Here is a 22,181-nt window from a genome sequence, read left to right on the forward strand (position 1 = left end):
TCGACATTTTTCACTCAATTACATATTATTATTTTCTATCGAGAGAAGTTGAGGGACTGGCCCTATGAAACTTCGGCAACATAATTGTGCCAAATCCAGCAAGCGTAGCTTGAGAGATAGAAAGGGTTTAGCATTTATTTTTTAATGTGATTATGATGTACTATCATCGACTCTTTCCGTCCTTTCGGAAAGGGTTTTTTTATTTTATATAACCTAAGTTGAAGCTACAGAAAAATTAGAGATAGAGATGGAGAGAGTGTTATGTTAGAAAGAATCGGAATCACGAAAAACTTAGGATGGGGCTTTTTCGGTGTCATGCTGTTCATGATGGGAGACGGAATTGAAGCCGGTTGGCTGAGTCCTTTCTTGATTGAAAGCGGGTTGACCATTCAACAGTCAGCTGCCATTTTCACAGTATACGGAATCTCGATCGCGCTGTCTTCTTGGTTTTCAGGCGTCTGTGTAGAGGTATTTGGTCCAAAACGTACAATGGCAATCGGTTTAGCCGTTTACATAATCGGTACCGCAGGGTTTATCACGTACGGTTTTTCGACGATGAATTACCCGGTTATGCTTCTCACGTATTTCATTAAAGGTTTCGGTTATCCGTTGTTTGCCTACTCCTTCCTGACATGGGTCATTTATAAGACACCGCAAAATAAATTGAGCTCTGCCGTCGGTTGGTTTTGGTTTGCGTTTTGTGCGGGAATGATGGTGCTGGGCGCATGGTATTCAAGTTTCGTAATCCAGCATCTTGGTTACATCAATACAATGTGGACATCTATTTTCTGGGTATGTCTCGGTGCGATCTTTGCTTTAGTTATCAATAAAGACAAGTTCCAAAAGAAAAAACTCGCGAACAAAAAAGAAGCAGTCACCGAATTATTGAAAGGCATCACCATTTTGAAAACGAACAAACGGGTTGCTGCAGGTGGAGTTGTCCGAATTATCAATAGTTTAAGTGTCTATGGATTCCCGGTATTCTTACCGATGCATATGGCGCAACATGGCATTGAAACAACTGCATGGTTGCAATTATGGGGAACGTTCTTCTTAGGAAACATCATCTTCAATTTAGTGTTCGGCTTTATTGGGGATAAATTCGGTTGGAAAAACACAATCATTTGGTTCGGTGGAATCGGCTGCGCGATTTTCACGCCGCTTCTGTTCTATATACCGGTAATTACAAATGGTAGTATTCTCATGACGAGCATTGTTGGATTCATATGGGGCGGCTTGGTAGCGGGCTACGTTCCAATCGGTGCCCTGGTACCATCCGTTGCAGGTGAGGATAAAGGCGCTGCAATGTCCGTGTTGAACTTTGCCGCTGGTCTGTCCACATTCGTAGCACCAGCAATCGCTTTGGCGTTCATTGGGCTTGTTGGAGCGGAAGGGGTCGTGTGGATTTTCAGTGCCCTCTATGTAGTGAGTGCGATTATTGTTAAATTCATTCGTGTACCGGAAGAGGAAGAAGGAAAGGCGCGGGAAAAAGCCGTTCCGATTACTTCCTAAAACCGCTGTCGATGGGCGTTGATTGACAAAGTTATCGATAGATGAAATAATCACAATTAATTGAAATAAATACGAGATTTCTTATCTAGGTGGAGGGACACGGCGTGACTTCTTGCTTTGTGTTGTTGTAGATAAGAAGATGTATCAATGACCTCTTCTTATAATAGAAGAGGTTTTATTGATAGATGGTAGGAGGACATATAGATGAGTGCAGAGTTTAAACCAGTAATTTTTTGTGATTTCGATGGTACAATTACGATGAAAGATAATATTATCAATATCATGGACAAGTTCGCTCCCGCTGGATGGGAAGAGATAAAGGACGATATTATGGCACAAAAGGTGTCGATTCAAACAGGAGTCAAAGAACTCTTTGCTTTATTGCCCACTTCCCAAAAAGAACAAATCGTGTCGTTCGTTTTGGAGGACGCGGAAATCAGGGAAGGTTTTGGTGAATTTGTTCAGTTTACCCGCGAAAAAAACATACCGCTCTATATCGTAAGTGGCGGCATCGACTTTTTCATTCACCCATTGCTTGAACCATTCGGGCCATTCAATCAAGTCTATTGCAACGAAAGTGATTTTTCAGGAGAACACATCAACATCCTCTTCCCGCATGAATGTGATGCAATTTGTACAAGTCAAGGCTGCGGTTGCTGTAAGCCGACGATTATTCGCGAGAACACTGCCCAGCAGCAAACGAGCATTGTCATCGGTGACTCGATTACAGACCTAGAAGCGGCAAAGCTTGCCGATATCGTCATTGCAAGGGATTTCTTAATTGAAAAATGCGAGGAATTGAACATTCCTTATTCACCGTTCACTAATTTTTATGACTGTATTCGGATCATTGAAGCCCGCTTGAATGTGCAAGTGTAAGTAAAAACCAAAAATATATCAGAGGAGAGATGAGTAAAATGGCGACAATTACAATTCAAGGAACAAACGAAGTTATTGAAACACAAACAGAGGTTGCGGCATTTCTAGAGCAACAAGAAGTCGTTTATGAGTATTGGGATATCGAAAAGCTACCCGAAAACCTTCGTGAAAAATTCAATTTAACTGATGAAGAAAAAGAAGAGATTCTTAAGGCTTTTAAAACAGAAATCGACGATATTTCAGAGCGCCGCGGTTATAAAACGGCAGACATTATCTCACTATCAGATGCGACACCTAATTTGGATGAACTTCTGAAAAACTTCGAACAAGAACACCACCATACAGACGATGAAGTGCGTTACATAGTCAGTGGACACGGCGTATTCATCATTCAAGGAAAAGACGAACGATTCTTTGAAGTGCATCTTAACCCAGGTGATTTAATTTCCGTTCCGGAAAACATCCGCCACTATTTCACACTCGCAGCCGATCGCAAAGTAGTAGCTGCCCGCATCTTCGTAACACAAGAAGGATGGGTACCGGTTTACTAAAAGAGGCGTTTTGTACACTCGCTATAATTGAAAGGAGATATAGACAATGACTGAAAAAAAGTTTGAAAAAGCTGCATTTGCAGGAGGATGTTTCTGGTGCATGGTGAAACCGTTTAAAGAATGGCCAGGCGTCCAAGATATCGAGTCAGGTTATATGGGCGGGCATCTCGATAATCCAACGTATGAAGATGTGAAAAATGGTGAATCGGGCCATGTGGAAGTTGTTGAAATCACATTTGACCCTACTTTGTTTTCATATGAAAAGTTGCTCGAAGTATTCTGGCAACAAATCGACCCAACAGACGCAGAAGGTCAATTCCACGACCGCGGCTCATCGTACACAACCGCGATTTTCCATTACACAGAAGCGCAACAGGAAGTTGCCGAGAAATCGAAAGCCAACCTAGCGGCAAGCGGCGTTTTCTCAAAACCGATCGTCACAGCAATCCGCCCCGCAGAAACTTTCTACCGGGCTGAAGAATACCATCAAGATTATTACATAAAAGAAAAAGAACATTACACAGACAACCGTGCCCGTTCTGGCCGCACTGAATTCATCGCGGAGCACTGGGGAAAATAATAAGGATTGGGTAGGGGGTCGAGCGTTTTCACGACGCTCTGCCTTTTTTTGTTGGAAATAGGGCGATGAAACTGTGGTAGTGTGGGAATCTCCCTTTCGACCGCCCAACCTTCGCGTCCACTCCCCCCAAAATAGTAACTTCAAAAACCGATTTTAAAGCACAAATAACCCCAAAATCTCAATTATGCTGCTATTTAGCACATCCAAAATTCAGCTATGTCAAAAACCACAGAAATTTGTTAAACCTTTTGGTAAGCTAACGTAAAGGTGATAAAAGATGATCTATAAACAAATATCAAAACCCAAAAAACTAATTGGATTAAATGCACTAATTCCAACGATTGCATCCGTTACATCCGGAAATTCAAAAGTTTAAAGAGGAATTCCGGATTCGCAAAGCAGGCTTTGGGGGGGGACAGCACCTTGACAAGCATCTGGTAGAATTCCCCCCCATACCCACACATAATTTTGCATGACATCTGCCTTAAACAGAACGGCATTTACTTTCAAATGGATTCTGTAATAATTACACCAACGTTTATCCTCATTATTGGGGCAAAAAAATGGCCCAAATTGCAATATTTAATAAAGAGTACCTGTGCAACATTGAACTCCGAATTCAATGTTACCCAGGTACTTTGTTTTCGTTTCATGCACAACCAGGAATTTATCTTCACTTATCCAGCGCCCGGAAGTTTGTCCATTTCCGGGTGTGGCACTTCCTTCAATACGACCCCGAATCTTCCTGAACCGGTATAGACATATAGGATAGTTTAAATGATTACGAAAAGAAAGCCATTGAATACAGATATAGTAAGGTTCGATTAAATTTCACAGCTATATCAATTTACAGGGCGAAGTAAAAACTGTGGCTTAGGGATATTGAGAAATTTGTGCAAGAATGATATTTTAGCACTAAATAGCACTTCATCTACCGATCCAAATTAGCAATACTTTACAAGAAAACAGACGGCGGAATCTAAAAACTTTTAGCTATCTGTTTCTGATGCCACAAGGTCATATTTGATGCCGTAATTGATGCTGAAAATTATAAAAACCAGTATAAGTTGATATAATTAAATTGAACGAAACATTCCGGAACGTTGATGTATAACGATTTGTACTAGAAGATATACAAGTGTAATAGCCCGGACTCTATGGGCGGCATGATGTAAGCCGTTTTCCCACTATATATTTTAAAAACGCCAACTCCATTATTATGGAGTTGGCGTTTTTGCGTCTGCTGAAATATAAATGTTTTGTATTGTAAATGGGTTAGAACGTAAGTATCCAAGAACATTAATACATTATAGATAAAGATAGTGCCTTTACACGCCGAGAAGTTAGGGGATCGAACGTAATTTCACTCTCAAATAGTTAGTAAAATATAAATATAGCTATAACGGTCAATATAATAATTACTGGTAATGATAAAACATAAATCCACATTAAATTGGAAAAGCTTTTTTTACTACTGTACGTTTTAGTACTGGAATTAGTGCTGGAACTAGTACTAGAATTAGCAATGGACATGGTCAAAAGTAATCCGACAACTAAAACAATGACAACGATAATCAATGAAACAATAAGGCCTAGGTTCATGCCGTCCTCCTTTTTAGAAATGATTCTCTTCTATCTCTACATTACAAGAATTCACTATAAAACATTTTCAAGATCATCTAATTAGCGGTATGTAAACCAACTACTTTTATGTAACAACTGTAACACAAAAGTGGTTGGTCAGGGGTTATGAAGTCATCAAGAATTATCTGTCAATAAGTAATATTTCTTTTGCGAGTAGATTTATTTCTTGAGGAAAACGATGTTAGCTCAGTAAATGAATACTTTTTTGATTAAACGGGTATCTATACTGAATGAACAGAATAGGGAGAGTGAAGTAGATGAAAGCAATTGTTATTGAACAATACGGTGGGGCAGAAGAACTTATTGAGAAAGAACTTCCGAAGCCGGAAATACAACATCATCAGGTATTAATAGAGATGCATGCAACGTCAGTAAATCCTATTGACTGGAAAGTTCGAGAAGGTTATATGAAAGAGAATATACCTTTTGAATTTCCGCTTATTTTGGGATGGGATGCAGCAGGAGTGATCGCTGAAGTAGGGAAAGACGTGAAGAGTTTCAAAGTAGGAGATGAAGTATTCGCTCGTCCGGCAATGGAAAATGGAACATACGCTGAGTATGTTGCTGTTAACGAAGACTTAGTTGCTTTAAAACCAGCCGATGTTAGTTTTGAGGAAGCTGCTTCAGTTCCACTAGCCGGACTAACAGCTTGGCAATGTCTTGTTGACTTTGGTCAAATTAAACCAGGAGACAAAGTCTTAATTCATGCTGGCTCGGGCGGTGTTGGAAGCTTGGGTATTCAAATCGCTAAAAGTTTTGGCGCTTATGTTCTATCGACAGCTAGTGGTAAGAACGAAGCTTTCTTAAAAGAGCTCGGTGTTGACGAATTTATTAACTATGAAACAACTGATTTTACAGATGTCGTAAAAGACGTTGATTTAGTTGTTGATACAATGGGCGGTGAGATTTTAGAGAAAAGCTTGAGTGTAGTTAAAAAAGGGGGGCGACTGGTTTCGATTGCAGGCCAGCCAAATCTTGAAAAGGCTGAAGCTAATCATATTACAGCTGAATCTCTATGGCTTAATCCGAATGGAAAGCAACTCGCCGAACTTGGCGAGCTAATGCAAAAAGGAGAAGTGAAAACCCATATAGGCCACACATTTCCTCTATCCGCCAAAGGACTACGAGATGCACATGAATTAAGCGCAACTCACCATGCAAAAGGAAAAATTGTTATAGAAGTGAAATGAGGATTTTTCCTAAGGGAAGAAGACAATTTTATCATAAGCTATATTTAAAGCGTCAACTCCAGTCTATGGAGTTGGCGCTTTTTTAATAAAATGAGTTGATTCATCTTTTAGTGTTTGTGGATAGAACTGCCACGTACCGAAATCTTCAGTAAGCGTCTTTTTTCATTCAATAACTGAGTAGATCTTTATTTCACTATCATCGTAATAACTACAACAACAAGCAATGCCAAATAAACTTTGGAGAATAATTGATCGGGCAAACGATGAGCAATGCGTGTTCCAACTGGCACGCCTATAAAACCACCAATCACAATGCCGAAAAAGGCGGGTACATAGACAAAGCCAAATGACCAAGGGGGTAGACCGGTTTGCTGCATGCCGTTAAATATGGATGTAGTAGCACCAATCATCGCGATAGGTAGGCTCAGTGGTGTAGCTAAAGCCACCGCATTAACCATTTTTAATCGACAACTTCTCAAGAATGGAATGGTCATTAGACTACCGCCAACACCAAGTAACGTAGAAATAAAACCGACACCGCTCCCAATGAGTGATGTTTTCAAGCGTCCAGGCATTTGTATACTATCCGTATTCACATGTATAAAACCTTTCCCAATCAATGATGAGAAAATGGTGTATAGGATAAGGCCAATAAATAAGTACCTAAGAATATCACCTTCTATAAAAGGCGATAGTAAACCACCTATTAACGCGCCAACAGTAATAGCAGGTGCCAATTGAAAGAAGATAAACCATAAAATATGGCCTCTACGATAATGAGAGATCGTAGAGTTGATTGAATTGATGATCATGATCGCAAGAGATGTTCCTATAGCAACATGCATAACTAACGGCTCAGGAAAATTCAACTCAGGTAACAAAATATATAAAACAGGTATGACGACAAAACCGCCGCCGAATCCAAACATACTAGATAAAAAACCGGTTAATATACCAAAAATTAAAAAGATAGTGAGTAAATACATGAAACTCCCCATTTAAAGTAGTAATAGTGCTCGATTTTGTAGATAAAAGAGCCTTTGGATTAATACTATCATCTTATTACGTTGTTGTATTTGTTTTAGTGAGAGTAGGCGTTAGTGTTTATCATGGAGAAATAAAAAATCCGTTCAGCTGATTAAACTGGACGGATTGACAATACGAATATATAAATTATAGATGATAGTTAATAGAGCCTTTTACCGTACTTTTTGTTTTCTCATCCACTGCGTAGCTACAAATTTCTCTCCGACTTCTATTGGTGCACCACCGTGTAATGTTAGGTCATTCATCAGCGGATCGTTGTAAAAATACTCAAAGTAGACAGCCATTCCTTTTTTAGGTGTGATGGACAGTTTGAGGTGAGGGAAGTACGTTTCGCCGCCTTGTTCGACATCGTTCAAGTACATGACGAGTGTGCTAATCCGGTTATTCGTAACGTTGCTTGTTGCTGAGAAGAAGTCGTGATGCGCTTTATATTCTTGTCCAGGTAGGTAGTGAAGAACTTGGAGACTTTCGCCGTGTTCGATGGAGATATTCATAATTGTTTCAATCCGTTTTTCTATCCGTAGGACGATCAAGTTATCAGTTTCTTCAATAAACATACCGCTACTTGTTCTAATTTCATTTTCTGCATGAATTATGCCGATTTTAGAACGTTTCATTTTATCTGTAGAAAGCTGAATCAGTTCGTCGCATTCTTCGTCGCTTAACATATTGCCGAGTACAACGACTAGTGGTTCATCGACTTTCGCTATTATATCAATCACACGATCTGTTATGATTTTCTTTCCTGTATGAGTAAATATCGTTTGTTCTTTATTTTCTGCTATCAACTTTGAACACCTCTTTAATCGTTTGATTTTATAAATCAAATACCGTGTAACGTGATGAGCGTACAGCTAATAACGAACTTCTTTTGAGTTTTACACATCCTCTTTGGAATTGCATTTAATATATTTTAGCACGCTGCATTGGTTGACGTATATTCGAAATGTAATGAAATAGGTAGTGATATATAACTGTTTTTCACATTTTATTATTTCTATCTGATATACCTGTACACTATGGGAAAGTATGAATTGATAGCAGTTCAATATACTTGTCAGACTTATTCGTAAAAGTACTTCGTCTGAAGGATGGTAAGGAGACGGTACTGCATTTGCCGAATGAACAGTGTAATTATCATGTAGTTGAATCGATTGACGATGACCATATACTGCTTGCTTGCGCAAGATCTATTTATCATGATGAAACCCATGTTGATCAAAATGGACGCGTCTATGATTGGGACGGGAACTTGATTCGTTCATTCTGTTTAGGCGATGGAATCGACCATATATATACGACGAAAGATAATCAGATATGGACAGGTTATTTTGATGAAGGCGTTTATGGTAATTATGGTTGGAAGAAACCAATTGGTAATTCAGGGCTAGTGGGCTGGGATCATGAGGGAAATATTATAGATGACGGGAATGATAGAAAGCTTACAGGAGAATGTTTGGCGCTGAATGTGGCGGCGAATGATGAAATTTGGTATTTCATTGGCATGGATGCACAAATTGGTTTAATGAATGAAAGTGGCGAGTTCCAATTCTCTACTGACGCACTTGGATTTCAAACATTTGCGATCAATGGCGATGCAATGGTCGTGCATCGAAAGTACTTTGATCATCATCACTTTTTTGAATTGATTAGAAAAGCTGATTCCTACGAAATAGTTCAAGAGCTCGACTTCCGTAAACCTGATGGAAATCCATTGCAGCCACAATTAACTTCCAATCGTGCGGATCGGCTATTATTTTTAGATGGCAGCGAACTTTACTATTACTCTATATTCGATGTCTTTAGCCACTACAAACTATCCTTGTAGATTCATACGGGTCGCGAGTTTAAAAAGACAACGGGATAAAAAATACCTGTAGGGAAAGGCATGACAATTAAAACAGTCACGACAAATGAACCTACAGGTACTTTCAGCAAAGAACTTATTTAAACACAGTCGCTGCCTGTACAGCTTTTTGCCAGCCGCTGTACAGCTTTTCGCGTTCAGATTCCTCCATATTAGGTTGGAACGGTCGATCTATTGCCCATTGTGCGGCAATTTCTGAACGGTCTTTCCAGAAACCTACAGCAAGTCCAGCCAAATATGCGGCACCGAGCGCTGTTGTTTCATTAATCGTCGGTCGTTCAACCGATACATTTAGTAAATCGGATTGGAACTGCATCAAGAAGTTGTTCTCGACTGCTCCGCCATCTACCCGTAACGTTTTTAGAGAGATACCTGAATCCGATTCCATTGCATCAACGACGTCTTTCGTTTGGTATGCAAGGGATTCTAGCGTAGCCCGTACAAAATGCTCTTTCGTCGTTCCGCGTGTTAAACCGAATACGGCACCACGCACATCACTATCCCAGTAGGGGGTACCAAGACCAACAAATGCCGGTACGACATAGACGCCATCCGTAGAAGAGACCCGTTTTGCGTATTGCTCACTTTCGGAAGAGTTTCGGAACATGCGTAAACCATCGCGCAACCACTGAATTGCTGAACCTGCGACGAAGATACTTCCTTCTAGCGCATACTCTACCTTGCCATCAATTCCCCAAGCGATGGTTGTTAACAGCCCATTATCGGATTTAACCGCTTTTTCGCCCGTGTTCATTAGCATAAAGCAACCTGTTCCATATGTGTTTTTCACCATACCCGATTCAAAACAAGCTTGACCGAATAATGCAGCTTGTTGATCTCCTGCAATACCCGCGATAGGAACTGCGTGACCGAAAAATTGCTCGGGATCTGCATGTGTATAGACTTCAGATGAAGGACACACTTTAGGCAACATCGATGCCGGCACACCCAAGATAGACAATAGTTCTTCATCCCATTGTAGTTCATGTATATTGTACATAAGCGTTCTAGAAGCGTTCGAGTAATCTGTTACATGTGCCGCACCACCTGATAACTTCCAAATAATCCACGTATCAATCGTACCGAACAACAAGTCTCCGTTTTCAGCTTTTTCACGTGCGCCTTCTACATTATCCAAAATCCACTTGACTTTAGTGCCCGAAAAGTATGCATCGATAAGCAATCCGGTCTTATCTCTGAACAAATTGTTGTAACCGCTTTCTTTAAGGTTGTCGCAAATGTCTGCAGTTTGACGCGATTGCCAAACGATCGCATTATAAATCGGATTTCCTGTATGCTTATCCCAAACAACTGTTGTTTCGCGTTGATTTGTAATACCGATCCCTTCGATTTGTTCAGCGGATATATTTTTCTCAGACAATACGCCTGCAATTACGGATAAAACAGAGCTCCAAATTTCGTCTGCATTGTGTTCAACCCATCCAGACTTAGGGAAGTATTGAGTGAACTCCTGTTGCGCTGAGTGAAAAATTCTACCTTTTTTATCAAATAAAATTGCCCTTGAGCTAGTTGTGCCTTGATCAAGTGCCATAATATATTTTTTTGTCATAATATATTCCTCCAGTATAGGTGAGTGAATTAGTCAATCGTTGCTTTTGTTGACTGTGTTTGTATTGCTGATTGTACAGTTACTTTGCGTATGGAGAACTGGGCAGCAAGAAGAATCGCCAGGATAATTGCTCCAATTAGCCAAAACGTAACACTGTTTTCTCCTACGAAAAACTGCTTGTAGAATAATGCTCCGAATGTACCGCCGATAATCGGACCCACTACTGGAATCCATGCATACTTCCATCCTGATGGTCCTTTGCCTGCAATGGGAAGAAAAGCATGTGCAATTCTTGGGCCGAGATCGCGTGCAGGATTAATCGCATAGCCAGTTGTGCCACCAAGTGATAAACCAATGGCGATGATTAAAGCCCCAACAATTAACGGATTAAGTCCTTCAGTAAACTCATTGGCGCCAATTGATAATAAGCCAAGTACTAAAATGAATGTCCCGATTATTTCGCTCGTGACATTTGATAGGGGATTGTAAATGGCAGGTGTAGTAGCGAATACATCCCGTTTTGCCGTCGGATCCTCTGTTTCTTTCCAATGGGGTAAGTAGTGGAAGTAGACCAATACCGCTCCAAGGATGGCCCCAATCATTTGTGCCAACAGATACATGGGAACGTCTGCCCAAGGGAAGTTTCCAATAGTCGCAAAACCAATCGTGACTGCTGGATTTAAATGTGCACCGCTTGCTTGACCTACTGCGTATACGCCAAGTGTAACCGCAAGTCCCCAACCGACAGTGACAACAATCCATCCTCCACTCATTGCTTTAGACTTGTTCAACGCTACGCCACCTACTACGCCACCACCAAATAAAATTAAAATCATAGTGCCGATCAATTCGCCTGTAAAAGCTGTCATCTACATCTCCTCCTACCTAGTGTTAGTTTGGTAGTTGAGCGTTTACGACGCAAAAAAGTCCACAATTAACCCCTTGCTCTACGCAAGAACTTAATTGTGGACTCCTAAACTCAACCACTTATATTAACTTGTTTCCAAGTATAGAGTGGTTGGTATCATCTGTCAACAAAAACACAGAAAGTTCTCTTATCACGTAAAGGACTCCCATAATTGATTATCTGATGTAGTTACCGCTACGGCTCCTGCTGCGAGTGCATCCTCAATATGTTGTTTCGTACGAATAAGTCCACCATTAATGATTGGTATACCTGTGCGCTCATAGACTTCTTCGATAAGTTCAGGGATGACACCTGGAAGCATCTCGATGAAATCGGGAGCTGTTTGATCAATAAGAGAGTAGCTTTTCTCCAACGCAATAGTATCGAGTAAAAACATACGCTGGATCGCAAGAATGTTTTTGGATTTTGCTTTCATGATCATATTCGATCGTGTAGATATAATGCCTGCAGGTCGAATATCATTACATAAAAAATCAGCTGCATAATTATCTGTTTTGAGACCTTGTATCAAGTCCGCGTGAATTATGAGTTTCTTACAACGTTTTTCCGCTTCTTGCTTAACAGTTTTTAAATTACTTATATGCACTTCAAGTAAAACGATATACTCGAACGGACTCTCCAGTAGTTTTTCAAATTGTTTTAGTGTACGTGCTGCTGGCAATACTTTTTGGTTATGAAAGGACATATAAAGGAACCTCCATCTATGGATATACATTTATACTATCGTATTTACACAACGGATGTAGCTTTTTGTAACTCGTCTTCCAACTCTAACGCATAGCGTTTCTGTTCATCGGCAGTCCAGTTCAAGATCTGTCCCATTTTGACGAGTACGTCTTGTTTTGCATCTTGGACATTTTTAATATTGAAGAACAAGTCACCCGTACGACGAATAAAGAAATCAGTCGGTTTTACAGTCATCTCCTGTTCGATCGCATAACGTAATTTCACATAGAGAATGCGCGGCATTGATTCGGATGCATCATAAGGGATGGTTAAGACTTGATCGACATTAGACCCGTAAAGTGCAGCTAAGTGGCGGCTTTCACGCTCTGTGAATCCCAGCAACATCCCACGGCCGATCGCTTGGTTGAAGAATCGAGGATATTGAGCTGAACCACCAACATCACCGCCCGAGATCGGCATGTTTTTTGTATTGGATTGTTTGAATTGCAATCCCTTTTCTTGCTGCAGAAGACTAGAAATCTTGTTTACGACCGTTTCCGCCATTTTACGATACCCTGTTAATTTACCACCAGCAATCGTGATCAGACCACGTTCGGATTCCCAGATTTCGTCCTTACGTGAAATCTCGGAAGGTTTTTTCCCGTCTTCGTGAATTAAAGGACGAACGCCTGCCCAGCTGGACTCGACATCTTTTTCAGATACAGTTACATCAGGGAACATGTAGTGGATAGCATTTAAAATATACGTACGGTCTTCTTCGGTGATTTGCATTTCCTTTGGATCACCTTCATAGAATGTATCTGTTGTGCCGACATAGGTTTTCCCGTCACGTGGCACAGCAAAGATCATACGTTTATCGGGCGTGTCAAAATAGATTGCTTGATGCAAGGGGAATACACTTTGGTCGAATACTAGGTGAATTCCTTTGGACAAGATCAAGTTCTTTCCGTTTGAGTGGCCATCAATTTCTTTCACTTCATCGACCCAAGGACCTGCAGCATTGATCGCTTTTGTCGCTTGAATAGTCAACAGTTCGTCTTTGATCATGTCCCGTACTTGGACGCCTGAGATCTGATTGTGCTCATTGTAGATAAAACCTTCCGCTTTCGCGTAATTCAATAGGGTGGCACCTTTTTTTGCTGCGGATTTTGCCACTTCAATGGTCAATCGCGCATCATCCGTGCGGTATTCCACATAGTAGCCGCTTCCTTGAAGTCCTTCTCTTTTTATAAGTGGTGCTCGTTTAATAGTTTCTTCGAGATTGAGCATTTTTCTACGTTCACTGCGCTTTACCCCAGCTAGGAAGTCATATACTTTTAATCCAAGTGCTGTAGATGCAGGACCAAATGTGCCGCCTTTATGAAACGGCAATAGCATCCACTCTGGTGTAGTGACATGCGGACCGTTCTCATAGACGACGGCGCGCTCCTTCCCCAACTCGGCAACTTCTTTAATTTCAAATTGCTTCAAATAACGCAAGCCGCCATGCACTAGTTTTGTTGAACGGCTTGATGTCCCAGATGCGAAATCCTGCATCTCGATCAATGCAGTTTTCATACCGCGTGACGCTGCATCCAGTGCGATTCCTACACCGGTAATACCACCGCCTATAATTAAAACGTCAAAATTCTCAGTGCTCAACGTATTCATAATTTCATTTCGGTTCATTGATGAAAAGTTTGTCAATTCTATCGTCTCCTTTTTATAGTGGGTCAAGGGACAAAAAAAGACCTCAAGAAAGTGATTGCATTTGCACAATCACTTCTTGAGGTCTTCTCAGTAACTCAAACCCGGACTATTAACTTGCTTTCTATAATACCATAGACTATGTAGAATTCAAATTATAGAACTCGTAATACGTCCAGCTGCTTAGATACATCACTCAGACCTAAGACGGATATACAATTCAATCATTTGGATGAATCAATTTTTGTGCATTTCGCTTAAGATAGAATAAAGGAGTGTTACTATGCAGAAAATACTGATAATAGTATTAGGTGCTGTATTGTTGGGAACGGCAGGCATCTGGACGTATGATCGGCTCACGAAAGAAAAAGTGTCAGGCGCATTATCCATAAAAAAAGATGATGCCAAGTCACTAGACGTAGATATTGATTTCGGTGCGGGTAGTTTCTTAATTGAAGGTGGCGCGAAGGAATGGGTGGACGGTAACATCGATACCAATATAAAAAAATGGTATCCATCCGTTACCTACAAGAATAAAAAAGACATCGGCTACGTAAAGATTCAACAGAAGGGAACAGGTTTATCAATTTTGCGAAAGCAACGTAATAATTGGAAACTTCAGCTGACTAATGAAATACCTGTGCGTCTAGATGTCGAAATGGGTGTATCAGATTCAGAACTGGATCTAGCAGGAATTCGGCTAAGCCACTTATCGGTCGATGCGGGAGTTGGCGATACAATTATTAACTTGGATGATGATTGGCAGGATAGCTTCGATGTAGAACTTGATCTTGGGGTAGGAGGTGCAACTATTTATTTGCCGAAAGACATCGGCGTTGAATTAGTTGTAGACAAAGGGGTTGGTAGTATAGAAGCGAAGGACTTTATATCCAAGGGGAAAGGTATTTATGTGAACGAAGCGTATGGTCGATCCGATACCACGATCCATGTAGAAGTTGATGTAGGCGTAGGCGGCGTTAAATTCCTACTTGGAAACTAAATATATAAATCTATACTCCCCGGCAACTATGCAACTGCCGGGGAGTATTTTGTCATTCCTTAGGGAACACTACTATTTGCTTATACAAAAATCATTGGTTCGTTATATATTTAAAGTAGCTTTTACATCTATTAAAAGGCTATTTTAAATAATTTGTCGAATAACTTAAATAAGATCTTATTTCTCGATATGCAATAGAGTATCTACTACTCTATGAGTAGACAATATATTTGCGCAGAAAAAAGGGGGGGATGAATGGTGAAAGATCAAATGAGATATCTTCGTCTTGCGAATATAACAAAGTTAATAAATACAAAGCTAGAGTTAAGAGAAGTACTGAATCACGTCGTCACCGCAATATCAGAAGAGATTGTCCAATGTGACTCGGTCGGAATTTATTTGCCACAACCAGATGGGTCATTCAGGGGGTTCGTAGGAAAACCTGAAGTAATCAACGGCATGACACTTGATATGCATGTAATTGATACAGACTTCGATTTACTGGCGAAAGAAGTAATTGAAACTAAAAGAGCAATATATATATCCGATACATCTAAAGATCATCGACCTGATCCAAGGGCCGTCCAAGGTTTTAAGATAAAGTCCCTTCTGGTTTTACCTATTACCGGCGAGACGGAACTATTTGGACTAGTTTTCTTGTTCGACTATGGAATACCGATGAATTTAACGGAGCTGGAGATTCAAACCGTTCAGTCCTATGTCAATATGGCCGCTGTTGCTATTCAAAATGCCAAGTTGCTGATGAACAAAGAAGAACTGATTCAGGAAAAGCAGTTGCTGTTGGATATAACAAGGGAATTGTCCCTTTGTTCTACGATGCAAGAAGCCTTGGATACAAGTTTTCTGTATATAGAAAAAGTCCTTGGCAACAGTAACATTGGCGTGCACTTGATCGATCCGTTAGTGCATAAAAAGATTAAACCTGCAACGATTAATCGGAATAGCAATTGGTCTCCAGAAGAGTGGGTTAAATCTCATGACGAGATCGAGTTTGACGAGGAAAATGATAAAGTATTCCAAGAAGTGATTGCTTCTAGAAAAGCGGAACTCATTCCTGATGTTTTTGCAGATGATCGGGTAAATCACACGGTATGCCGATACTTTGGTATTCAATCGATGTTTGTTCTGCCAATTGTTTCAATGGGGAAAGTGTTGGGGTTAATAGTAATTGCAGACCTCCAACAAAAAAATCCGAATTACTCTCTGGCGAGTCAGCAACTGACGCAATCCATAGTTGATACAACTGCTTCCACTTTATTGAACTTATTGAATATGGAAAAACAGGAACTGGTCATAGAACAGCGAACTGCAGAGATTACAGAAAAGAATACTAAACTTGAAACAACGATGAAAGAATTACAAAGGCTCAGTCGAGAGAAAGAACTGATTCTACACTCGGCAGGCGAAGGAATATTCGGATTAGATTTAGATGGAGTCATTACGTTTTGTAATCCTGCTGCCGCGATTATGCTTGGTTACAAGGGCAAGAATGAACTAATAGGTAAACCTGTCAGTATTATCTACAATGAAAACTTTACAAATAATGAGGATGTCACATTTTTTAGACAAGATCAATCCAGTTTCCCTGTAGAATACGTTAGATCTTCCATTAAAGAAGGAAATAGGGTCGTTGGTGATGTCGTCACGTTTAAAGATATCTCCGAAAGGAAGAAGATGGAGAAAGAAATTAGATATCATGCGTATTATGATAGCTTGACCAATTTGCCTAATCGGGTGCTGTTAAAAGATCGAATGGATCAGGGTTTGAGATATTCACAAATGCATGGAGAAAAAGCAGCGGTACTATTTATGGATTTGGATCGTTTTAAATCAGTAAATGACTTATTAGGTCATAGCTACGGAGATATTTTATTGTCACATGTAGCACGACGTATTAGTGCATGCTTACCTGAAGGGGCTACCGCTTCTCGTCAAGGTGGAGATGAATTTATTATCTATTTGCCCATTATTGAATCAGAGGCAGAAGTGGAAGAAGTGGTCGAAAAGATTGTTGATCAATTCAATAAGCCTTTCAATCTTAAAGGACATGAAATGCATATCCACAGCAGTATAGGGATCAGCTTATTTCCGAAAGACGGGCAGACATCGGAGTTATTAATAAAAAATGCCGATATCGCAATGTATCAGTCTAAAACAGTATCCGGCAATAGTTATCATTTTTATAAAGTGGCGATGGATATTAAAACGTTTGAAAATGTGAAGTTTGAAAATGCTTTATATAAAGCGCTTGATCGTGGAGAACTGGAAATCTATTTTCAACCTCAAATTGATTACAGCACACGTACTATAATTGGAGCTGAAGCATTATTGAGATGGAATCATATGACAGAAGGTTTAATCTCCCCGGATAAGTTTATCGCGCTGGCGGAAGTGACAGGACTGATCGTTCCTATAGGAGAATGGGTTATTAGAAGTGCATGTAACCAAATCAAGAAATGGCAAGATAAAGGATATCCACCAATTGTAGTATCCGTAAATTTATCCGCCCGCCAGTTTGAGGAAAATAATTTATTCCAAACAGTAAAAAGTATTTTAGATGAAGTAGGCGTATCGCCGGAACTTTTATGTCTCGAAATTACGGAGAACCAAATCATTAAAAATACAGAAATGACTATACAGACTATGAAAGAGTTACAGGAAATAGGCATCAAGATGTCTATTGATGATTTTGGTACAGGCTATTCCTCTTTAGGTTATTTAAAGAATTTACCGATTAATGCTTTGAAAATAGATAAGTCGTTTATAAGGGATTTGAAAAGCAATGACGACAATTTTGCCATCGTGAATACAATTATCACGCTTGCAAAAAATCTAGGACTGGATCTAGTTGCTGAAGGTGTCGAGACATTGGAACAAGCTGAATTTTTAGCTTCAAGAGAATGTTATATCATGCAAGGTTATTACTTTAATGTGCCGCTGAAAGTGAATGAGTTTGAAAGCACATATCTGGCTACTAAAGGAGAGTATTTATGAAAGCTGTTCGAGCAGTACTAGATTATTTAGTGGCTGGCGGAATACAACATGTTTTCGGTATTCCAGCAGGTTCTGTCAATGCGTTTTTCGATGAGTTGTATGAGATACCTGAACTGTCGCCGATTGTGACGAAGCATGAAGGCGCAGCATCTTATATGGCAGTCGCTTATGCGAAATACACATCTACTATGGGGGTATGTATTGGATGCAGTGGGCCTGGTGGTACCAATCTTCTTACGGGTGCCGCAAATGCTATGCGTGAACATGTCCCTGTCTTATTTTTAACGGGTGCAGTTCCTGTCGACACTGTCGGTTTAAATGCTTCTCAGGAATTGGATGCAGAACCGCTCTTCACATCTGTGACGAAATATAGTGTGACTGTAATAGATTCAAAGGATTTACTAGCCGAAGTGGCTAAGGCTTGTGAAATAGCGATTTCAGGTGTTCCGGGGCCTGTACATATTGCTATGCCAATCGATATCCAAATCAATCAAATTGATACCCCGAAATTTCCGGCTTGGCCAAAAAGAGCACCTATTGTTCCCGATCAGCATACGATAAAATCTGTTGCAAAAGAACTTGTCTCTAAACAAGATGGATATATTTTTGTTGGGCAAGGCATCAGAAAATCCGTCGAACAATTGCTCGAATTAGCAGATATTCTTGGTTGGTCAATTATTACAACGCCACAAGCAAAAGGCTACATCCCAGATGATCATCCTCTCCTCGCTGGCGTATTCGGATTTGCAGGAAATGACGTCGCTTCTAGCTTGATTAATGGAGAAAGTGGAGAGGCTTTGCTCGTTATAGGATCCAGTTTAGGCGAGACGGCTACGAATAACTGGAATGTCAATCTCACTAAAAATCGATATACTATTCAACTGGATCATGATTCCTCGGTATTTAATCGTAAATATGAAGTGGATATCCCTGTTTTAGGCGACATAGATCTAAGTTTGGCTGCGTTACTGGCTGAATTAAGAATAGAAGATTCGCGAACTCATTCTCCGACATTTGTTAAAGAGGAAAAAAACGTAACAAGTAAAGACGAATACAATACGAAAAACGTATTGCTGCGTCTACAAAATTACGCACCTCGCCATACAAGATACACCGTTGATATCGGTGAATTCATGGCGTACATCATCCATGACATGCTTGTGATGGAGTCTGATACATTTGATATAAATGTACACTTCGGTGCGATGGGCAGTGGCATAGGTTCCGCAATCGGTTCTAAGCTTGCTGAACCCGAACGTCCGGTGATTTGTGTTACGGGAGACGGTTGTTTCTTTATGCACGGAATGGAAATTCTAACCGCGAAAGAACATAAGCTACCGATTTTATTTGTAGTGATGAATAATGCGCGCCTCGGAATGGTCTACCATGGTCATTCGTTGCAATATAAACGTTCGCATCCATCGTTTGAACAACAGCCCGTAAACATAGCAGCAATGTCCGCGGCTATGAACATACCGAGCAAACGGATTGAAGCGATGGAAGATCTGACACAAGAAATGCTAGACGAACTTATGAGCGTTAAAGGACCTTCAGTTCTTGAAATTTCCTTGATCGATAATACAATACCTCCAATGGGAGACCGTGTGAAGTTTCTCTCCTCCTTTGGAAAGTAAAAAATCCGAGGTAGACGCTACCTGAGCATCTACTTCGGGTTATTTGTATTCATCAGATAGTTGGGTACAATGCATGTGTAACTTTTACAATCGCATCTATTGTATCTCCTTTAAATTCATTGGAAACGGTAGTGCCTGAAGGATTTGAAAAGTAATACGCATCGACTCTTGGGTTATAACTGTATCCCATGCCTGCTAAAGATTGCTGTAGTTGAGTGGGTATGCTTTTTAATCCAGTACGCTCCGTAAAGTAGTCTGTACAGTAGATTTTCACGTCTATATCATTTGTGCCAGTATGAATGACAAATAAGTCTTTATTATCTTTCACGAGCCACTGACCTTTTGAATACAAAGAAATTCTGGTTTTCCCCAATTTATCAATTCCAACTAAATTCATACCAAAATAGTGGTTAATCATTGTTCGGACTTCTTTACCTGTCACGCGATAATTATGATGGTCTAAATATAAGTCCAATAGAGCTTGCGAAGAGGGTCCGGAGCAGTTTTCATTAACCTTTAGGGTATGAGCTTCAAAAGAACCGAGCTTTGCAAGTGTTAGAACGGGAGCAAGAGTTAATTGAATATGGAATGCTTGTGTAATTGCTTCATAAATGACCCGACTGGTTATATGATCCTTATAATGATGGATATACATATCCATTACTTCAACTTTAGCTAACTTGCTGATGTAATCCACTACTTCTTTTTCCGAAAAGCAGTCGTTCAATTGATGAGAATTTTTCACTATATCTTGAAGTTCATCGGAATACGTTACTGAGACAACATCCATGCGAAACCTCCTCATAGTAGACATTATTGTATGTATTAAATAATCATACAATAAAATGCGTGCGAAGTACTTAAGTATTTGAATAAGTAGCATCCGGTGTTTGTCAGATCAATCCCGACATAAATTAATACAAATGAGAAAAAAAAGTCATGAAGCAATTAGTTTTGAAGTTATCGACTCTTTTTAATAATGCGGTATGCAAACTACTATACATAAATGGGGCATCTTTTGGGAAAAGAACGGGGATGAAAGAAAAATGGAAGCACAGGCGAGTATGAAGATCTATTTATTGACTATTTCAGGGGCGGTCTGCTGGGGATTAATCGGTCTATTCATAGCACCGCTTTATGATCAAGGTTTCACTGCGTGGGATGTTGTAGCAATTCGCGGGATTTTTAGTTTCATCTTTTTGTTTATCATCATGGTGATGTTTTTTCGTAACCAGTTACACACCCGGTTAAAAGACCATGTTTTTTTCGCGAGCGCAGGGATTTTTAGTCTTGCTTTATTTAATTACTTTTACTTTGAGGTGTTTTCTCGTTCGAGTTTATCGGTAGCTGTAACATTACTATATACAGGACCGTTATTTGTCATGATCTTATCAAGGGTTTTCTTCAAGGAGTTGCTGACTTTACAAAAGGGATTGTCGCTAGTATTCGCAATGATCGGCTGTGCATTCGTAGTTGGACTTTTACCGTATGGGTCGGCAAGTATCCCTGGTAAGACGCTATTCATGGGGATTCTATCCGGCTTTTGCTACGCTTTATATAGTGTACTAACGAAGCCAGTGACAAAACGATATTCCGCACTGACGATTACTACCTACACATTTTTTTATATGGGACTATTCATGTCTTTGACGAGTGATGTGTGGAGCAAGTTCGATAAATTTCAGCATGTTGATGTATGGATTTCGTCCTTATTACTTGCATTGGTTTCTACTGTGGCAGCGTATGTGTTGTATACATCAGGACTGAAGTATTTGGAAGCAGGAAAGGCATCCATTCTGGCAACGATAGAACCCATTGTCGCAGTTCTCATTGGTGTACTGTTTCTTGGAGATCAGTTGCGACCATTGCAGGTTATGGGAATAGCTCTTGTACTATATTCAGCTATGTTAGTGGTAGGTAGACGAGAGGGAACTAAGATCTTATAAAATGTGCCTGCATCAGAAGTGAATTCCGTTGCAGACACATTTTTAGTTCTTGTCATAGTAAGAAACAGTAGGGATACAGTAGTTTTCATCAAAATCAGTACGCTTAATAAAAAATATTATACTTTAAAATTCTGTATTTCATCCGCAACCACAAATGCCAGGTCATCATTTCCAAACATCTGAAGTACATCGAGCATGGTTTCATTATCAATATGAAGCTCTTCGAATCCATCGTCGTTTTCCATTACTTCTTTTAATGCAGGGTTCTCCCGCTGTTCAGGATAGGCTTTTTGATAAAGAGCTTGTGGATTCAGTTTATGATTCACGCACCATTGGACAAATAGACGAATCATCAAATTTTCATCATCTTTATACTTTTGTATGATTTGTTCCTCTACGTTTTTAAAATCCATCGTACAGACCCCCATACTTGTTTCCTTAAGTA

Annotated in this window: 19 protein-coding genes and 1 riboswitch; of the genes, 11 read left to right on the plus strand and 8 right to left on the minus strand. The window is 40.0% G+C overall.

The window, feature by feature from the left end:
• Positions 1-32 precede the first annotated feature (32 nt).
• Positions 33-123: riboswitch (SAM riboswitch) on the plus strand.
• 138 nt (positions 124-261) lie between these two features.
• From CSV76_RS14545 to CSV76_RS14565, 6 genes are all read left to right on the plus strand, one after another.
• Positions 262-1,512 (plus strand): MFS transporter, encoded by a 1,251-nt coding sequence (locus tag CSV76_RS14545; RefSeq protein WP_099626018.1) that lies wholly within the window; start codon positions 262-264, stop codon positions 1,510-1,512.
• 204 nt (positions 1,513-1,716) lie between these two features.
• Positions 1,717-2,391, plus strand: a complete 675-nt coding sequence (locus CSV76_RS14550) for a 2-hydroxy-3-keto-5-methylthiopentenyl-1-phosphate phosphatase (protein ID WP_099626019.1) — start codon at positions 1,717-1,719, stop codon at positions 2,389-2,391.
• Between the two features lie 38 nt (positions 2,392-2,429).
• Entirely contained in the window at positions 2,430-2,942 is a 513-nt protein-coding gene (locus CSV76_RS14555) for a 1,2-dihydroxy-3-keto-5-methylthiopentene dioxygenase (protein WP_085427309.1), read from the plus strand.
• A gap of 46 nt (positions 2,943-2,988) precedes the next feature.
• Positions 2,989-3,522 carry a peptide-methionine (S)-S-oxide reductase MsrA gene (gene msrA, locus CSV76_RS14560; protein WP_099626020.1) on the plus strand — a complete coding sequence of 178 codons (534 nt, stop codon included), beginning with the start codon at positions 2,989-2,991 and terminating at the stop codon, positions 3,520-3,522.
• A gap of 462 nt (positions 3,523-3,984) precedes the next feature.
• Positions 3,985-4,281: a nuclease-related domain-containing protein gene (locus CSV76_RS18005; protein ID WP_143560375.1), complete on the plus strand. Its 297-nt coding sequence runs from the start codon at positions 3,985-3,987 to the stop codon at positions 4,279-4,281.
• Positions 4,282-5,423: 1,142 nt separating this feature from the next.
• On the plus strand, positions 5,424-6,356 hold the full coding sequence (locus CSV76_RS14565) for an NADP-dependent oxidoreductase (RefSeq protein ID WP_085427306.1): 933 nt from the start codon (positions 5,424-5,426) through the stop codon (positions 6,354-6,356).
• Positions 6,357-6,541: 185 nt separating this feature from the next.
• Here the strand turns inward: CSV76_RS14565 and CSV76_RS14570 are convergent, their stop codons facing one another.
• Together CSV76_RS14570 and CSV76_RS14575 are read right to left on the minus strand one after the other, a co-directional pair.
• Positions 6,542-7,342, minus strand: coding sequence for a sulfite exporter TauE/SafE family protein (locus CSV76_RS14570; protein WP_158232817.1), 801 nt, complete (start codon positions 7,340-7,342; stop codon positions 6,542-6,544).
• Positions 7,343-7,555: 213 nt separating this feature from the next.
• On the minus strand, positions 7,556-8,191 hold the full coding sequence (locus CSV76_RS14575; protein WP_099626021.1) for a 2OG-Fe(II) oxygenase: 636 nt from the start codon (positions 8,189-8,191) through the stop codon (positions 7,556-7,558).
• Positions 8,192-8,457: 266 nt separating this feature from the next.
• Between CSV76_RS14575 and CSV76_RS14580 the strand changes: the two genes are divergently transcribed.
• Positions 8,458-9,231 carry a hypothetical protein gene (locus CSV76_RS14580; protein WP_143560374.1) on the plus strand — a complete coding sequence of 258 codons (774 nt, stop codon included), beginning with the start codon at positions 8,458-8,460 and terminating at the stop codon, positions 9,229-9,231.
• Between the two features lie 115 nt (positions 9,232-9,346).
• Here the strand turns inward: CSV76_RS14580 and glpK are convergent, their stop codons facing one another.
• The 4 genes from glpK to CSV76_RS14600 form a co-directional block, all read right to left on the minus strand.
• On the minus strand, positions 9,347-10,840 hold the full coding sequence (gene glpK / locus CSV76_RS14585; RefSeq protein WP_085427302.1) for a glycerol kinase GlpK: 1,494 nt from the start codon (positions 10,838-10,840) through the stop codon (positions 9,347-9,349).
• A gap of 29 nt (positions 10,841-10,869) precedes the next feature.
• The gene (locus CSV76_RS14590) at positions 10,870-11,709 is read right to left on the minus strand and encodes an MIP/aquaporin family protein (protein ID WP_085427301.1); all 840 of its coding nucleotides are present in this window, start codon (positions 11,707-11,709) and stop codon (positions 10,870-10,872) included.
• A gap of 189 nt (positions 11,710-11,898) precedes the next feature.
• Positions 11,899-12,453, minus strand: a complete 555-nt coding sequence (locus CSV76_RS14595) for a glycerol-3-phosphate responsive antiterminator (protein WP_085427300.1) — start codon at positions 12,451-12,453, stop codon at positions 11,899-11,901.
• A gap of 44 nt (positions 12,454-12,497) precedes the next feature.
• Positions 12,498-14,123 carry a glycerol-3-phosphate dehydrogenase/oxidase gene (locus CSV76_RS14600; RefSeq protein WP_099626033.1) on the minus strand — a complete coding sequence of 542 codons (1,626 nt, stop codon included), beginning with the start codon at positions 14,121-14,123 and terminating at the stop codon, positions 12,498-12,500.
• Between the two features lie 301 nt (positions 14,124-14,424).
• Here CSV76_RS14600 and CSV76_RS14605 point away from each other — a divergent pair, with 301 nt between their 5' ends.
• From CSV76_RS14605 to CSV76_RS14615, 3 genes are all read left to right on the plus strand, one after another.
• Positions 14,425-15,141 carry a toast rack family protein gene (locus CSV76_RS14605; RefSeq protein ID WP_099626023.1) on the plus strand — a complete coding sequence of 239 codons (717 nt, stop codon included), beginning with the start codon at positions 14,425-14,427 and terminating at the stop codon, positions 15,139-15,141.
• 255 nt (positions 15,142-15,396) lie between these two features.
• Positions 15,397-18,156 carry an EAL domain-containing protein gene (locus tag CSV76_RS14610; protein ID WP_099626024.1) on the plus strand — a complete coding sequence of 920 codons (2,760 nt, stop codon included), beginning with the start codon at positions 15,397-15,399 and terminating at the stop codon, positions 18,154-18,156.
• Positions 18,153-19,790, plus strand: coding sequence for a thiamine pyrophosphate-binding protein (locus CSV76_RS14615; RefSeq protein WP_099626025.1), 1,638 nt, complete (start codon positions 18,153-18,155; stop codon positions 19,788-19,790). The genes CSV76_RS14610 and CSV76_RS14615 overlap by 4 nt, the downstream gene beginning before the upstream one ends.
• 52 nt (positions 19,791-19,842) lie before the next feature.
• Here CSV76_RS14615 and CSV76_RS14620 read toward each other — a convergent pair whose 3' ends face one another.
• The gene (locus CSV76_RS14620; RefSeq protein ID WP_099626026.1) at positions 19,843-20,580 is read right to left on the minus strand and encodes a hypothetical protein; all 738 of its coding nucleotides are present in this window, start codon (positions 20,578-20,580) and stop codon (positions 19,843-19,845) included.
• Positions 20,581-20,854: 274 nt separating this feature from the next.
• Here CSV76_RS14620 and CSV76_RS14625 point away from each other — a divergent pair, with 274 nt between their 5' ends.
• Complete coding sequence (locus tag CSV76_RS14625) at positions 20,855-21,736, plus strand: DMT family transporter (protein ID WP_233204502.1); 882 nt, start codon at positions 20,855-20,857, stop codon at positions 21,734-21,736.
• Between the two features lie 116 nt (positions 21,737-21,852).
• Here CSV76_RS14625 and CSV76_RS14630 read toward each other — a convergent pair whose 3' ends face one another.
• Positions 21,853-22,149: a hypothetical protein gene (locus tag CSV76_RS14630; protein ID WP_085427285.1), complete on the minus strand. Its 297-nt coding sequence runs from the start codon at positions 22,147-22,149 to the stop codon at positions 21,853-21,855.
• Positions 22,150-22,181: the final 32 nt, after the last annotated feature.

Origin of the sequence: Sporosarcina sp. P17b, from assembly GCF_002743115.1 — a bacterium.
Classification (GTDB): Bacteria; Bacillota; Bacilli; order Bacillales_A; family Planococcaceae; genus Sporosarcina; species Sporosarcina ureae_C.

Coding starts and splice junctions, on each gene's coding strand:
- CSV76_RS14545 (WP_099626018.1), top strand. CDS start 262: ATGTTAGAAAGAATCGGAATCACGAAAAACTTAGGATGGGGCTTTTTC.
- CSV76_RS14550 (WP_099626019.1), top strand. CDS start 1,717: ATGAGTGCAGAGTTTAAACCAGTAATTTTTTGTGATTTCGATGGTACA.
- CSV76_RS14555 (WP_085427309.1), top strand. CDS start 2,430: ATGGCGACAATTACAATTCAAGGAACAAACGAAGTTATTGAAACACAA.
- msrA (WP_099626020.1), top strand. CDS start 2,989: ATGACTGAAAAAAAGTTTGAAAAAGCTGCATTTGCAGGAGGATGTTTC.
- CSV76_RS14565 (WP_085427306.1), top strand. CDS start 5,424: ATGAAAGCAATTGTTATTGAACAATACGGTGGGGCAGAAGAACTTATT.
- CSV76_RS14570 (WP_158232817.1), bottom strand. CDS start 7,342: ATGTATTTACTCACTATCTTTTTAATTTTTGGTATATTAACCGGTTTT.
- glpK (WP_085427302.1), bottom strand. CDS start 10,840: ATGACAAAAAAATATATTATGGCACTTGATCAAGGCACAACTAGCTCA.
- CSV76_RS14590 (WP_085427301.1), bottom strand. CDS start 11,709: ATGACAGCTTTTACAGGCGAATTGATCGGCACTATGATTTTAATTTTA.
- CSV76_RS14595 (WP_085427300.1), bottom strand. CDS start 12,453: ATGTCCTTTCATAACCAAAAAGTATTGCCAGCAGCACGTACACTAAAA.
- CSV76_RS14600 (WP_099626033.1), bottom strand. CDS start 14,123: ATGAACCGAAATGAAATTATGAATACGTTGAGCACTGAGAATTTTGAC.
- CSV76_RS14605 (WP_099626023.1), top strand. CDS start 14,425: ATGCAGAAAATACTGATAATAGTATTAGGTGCTGTATTGTTGGGAACG.
- CSV76_RS14610 (WP_099626024.1), top strand. CDS start 15,397: ATGGTGAAAGATCAAATGAGATATCTTCGTCTTGCGAATATAACAAAG.
- CSV76_RS14615 (WP_099626025.1), top strand. CDS start 18,153: ATGAAAGCTGTTCGAGCAGTACTAGATTATTTAGTGGCTGGCGGAATA.
- CSV76_RS14620 (WP_099626026.1), bottom strand. CDS start 20,580: ATGGATGTTGTCTCAGTAACGTATTCCGATGAACTTCAAGATATAGTG.
- CSV76_RS14625 (WP_233204502.1), top strand. CDS start 20,855: ATGAAGATCTATTTATTGACTATTTCAGGGGCGGTCTGCTGGGGATTA.
- CSV76_RS14630 (WP_085427285.1), bottom strand. CDS start 22,149: ATGGATTTTAAAAACGTAGAGGAACAAATCATACAAAAGTATAAAGAT.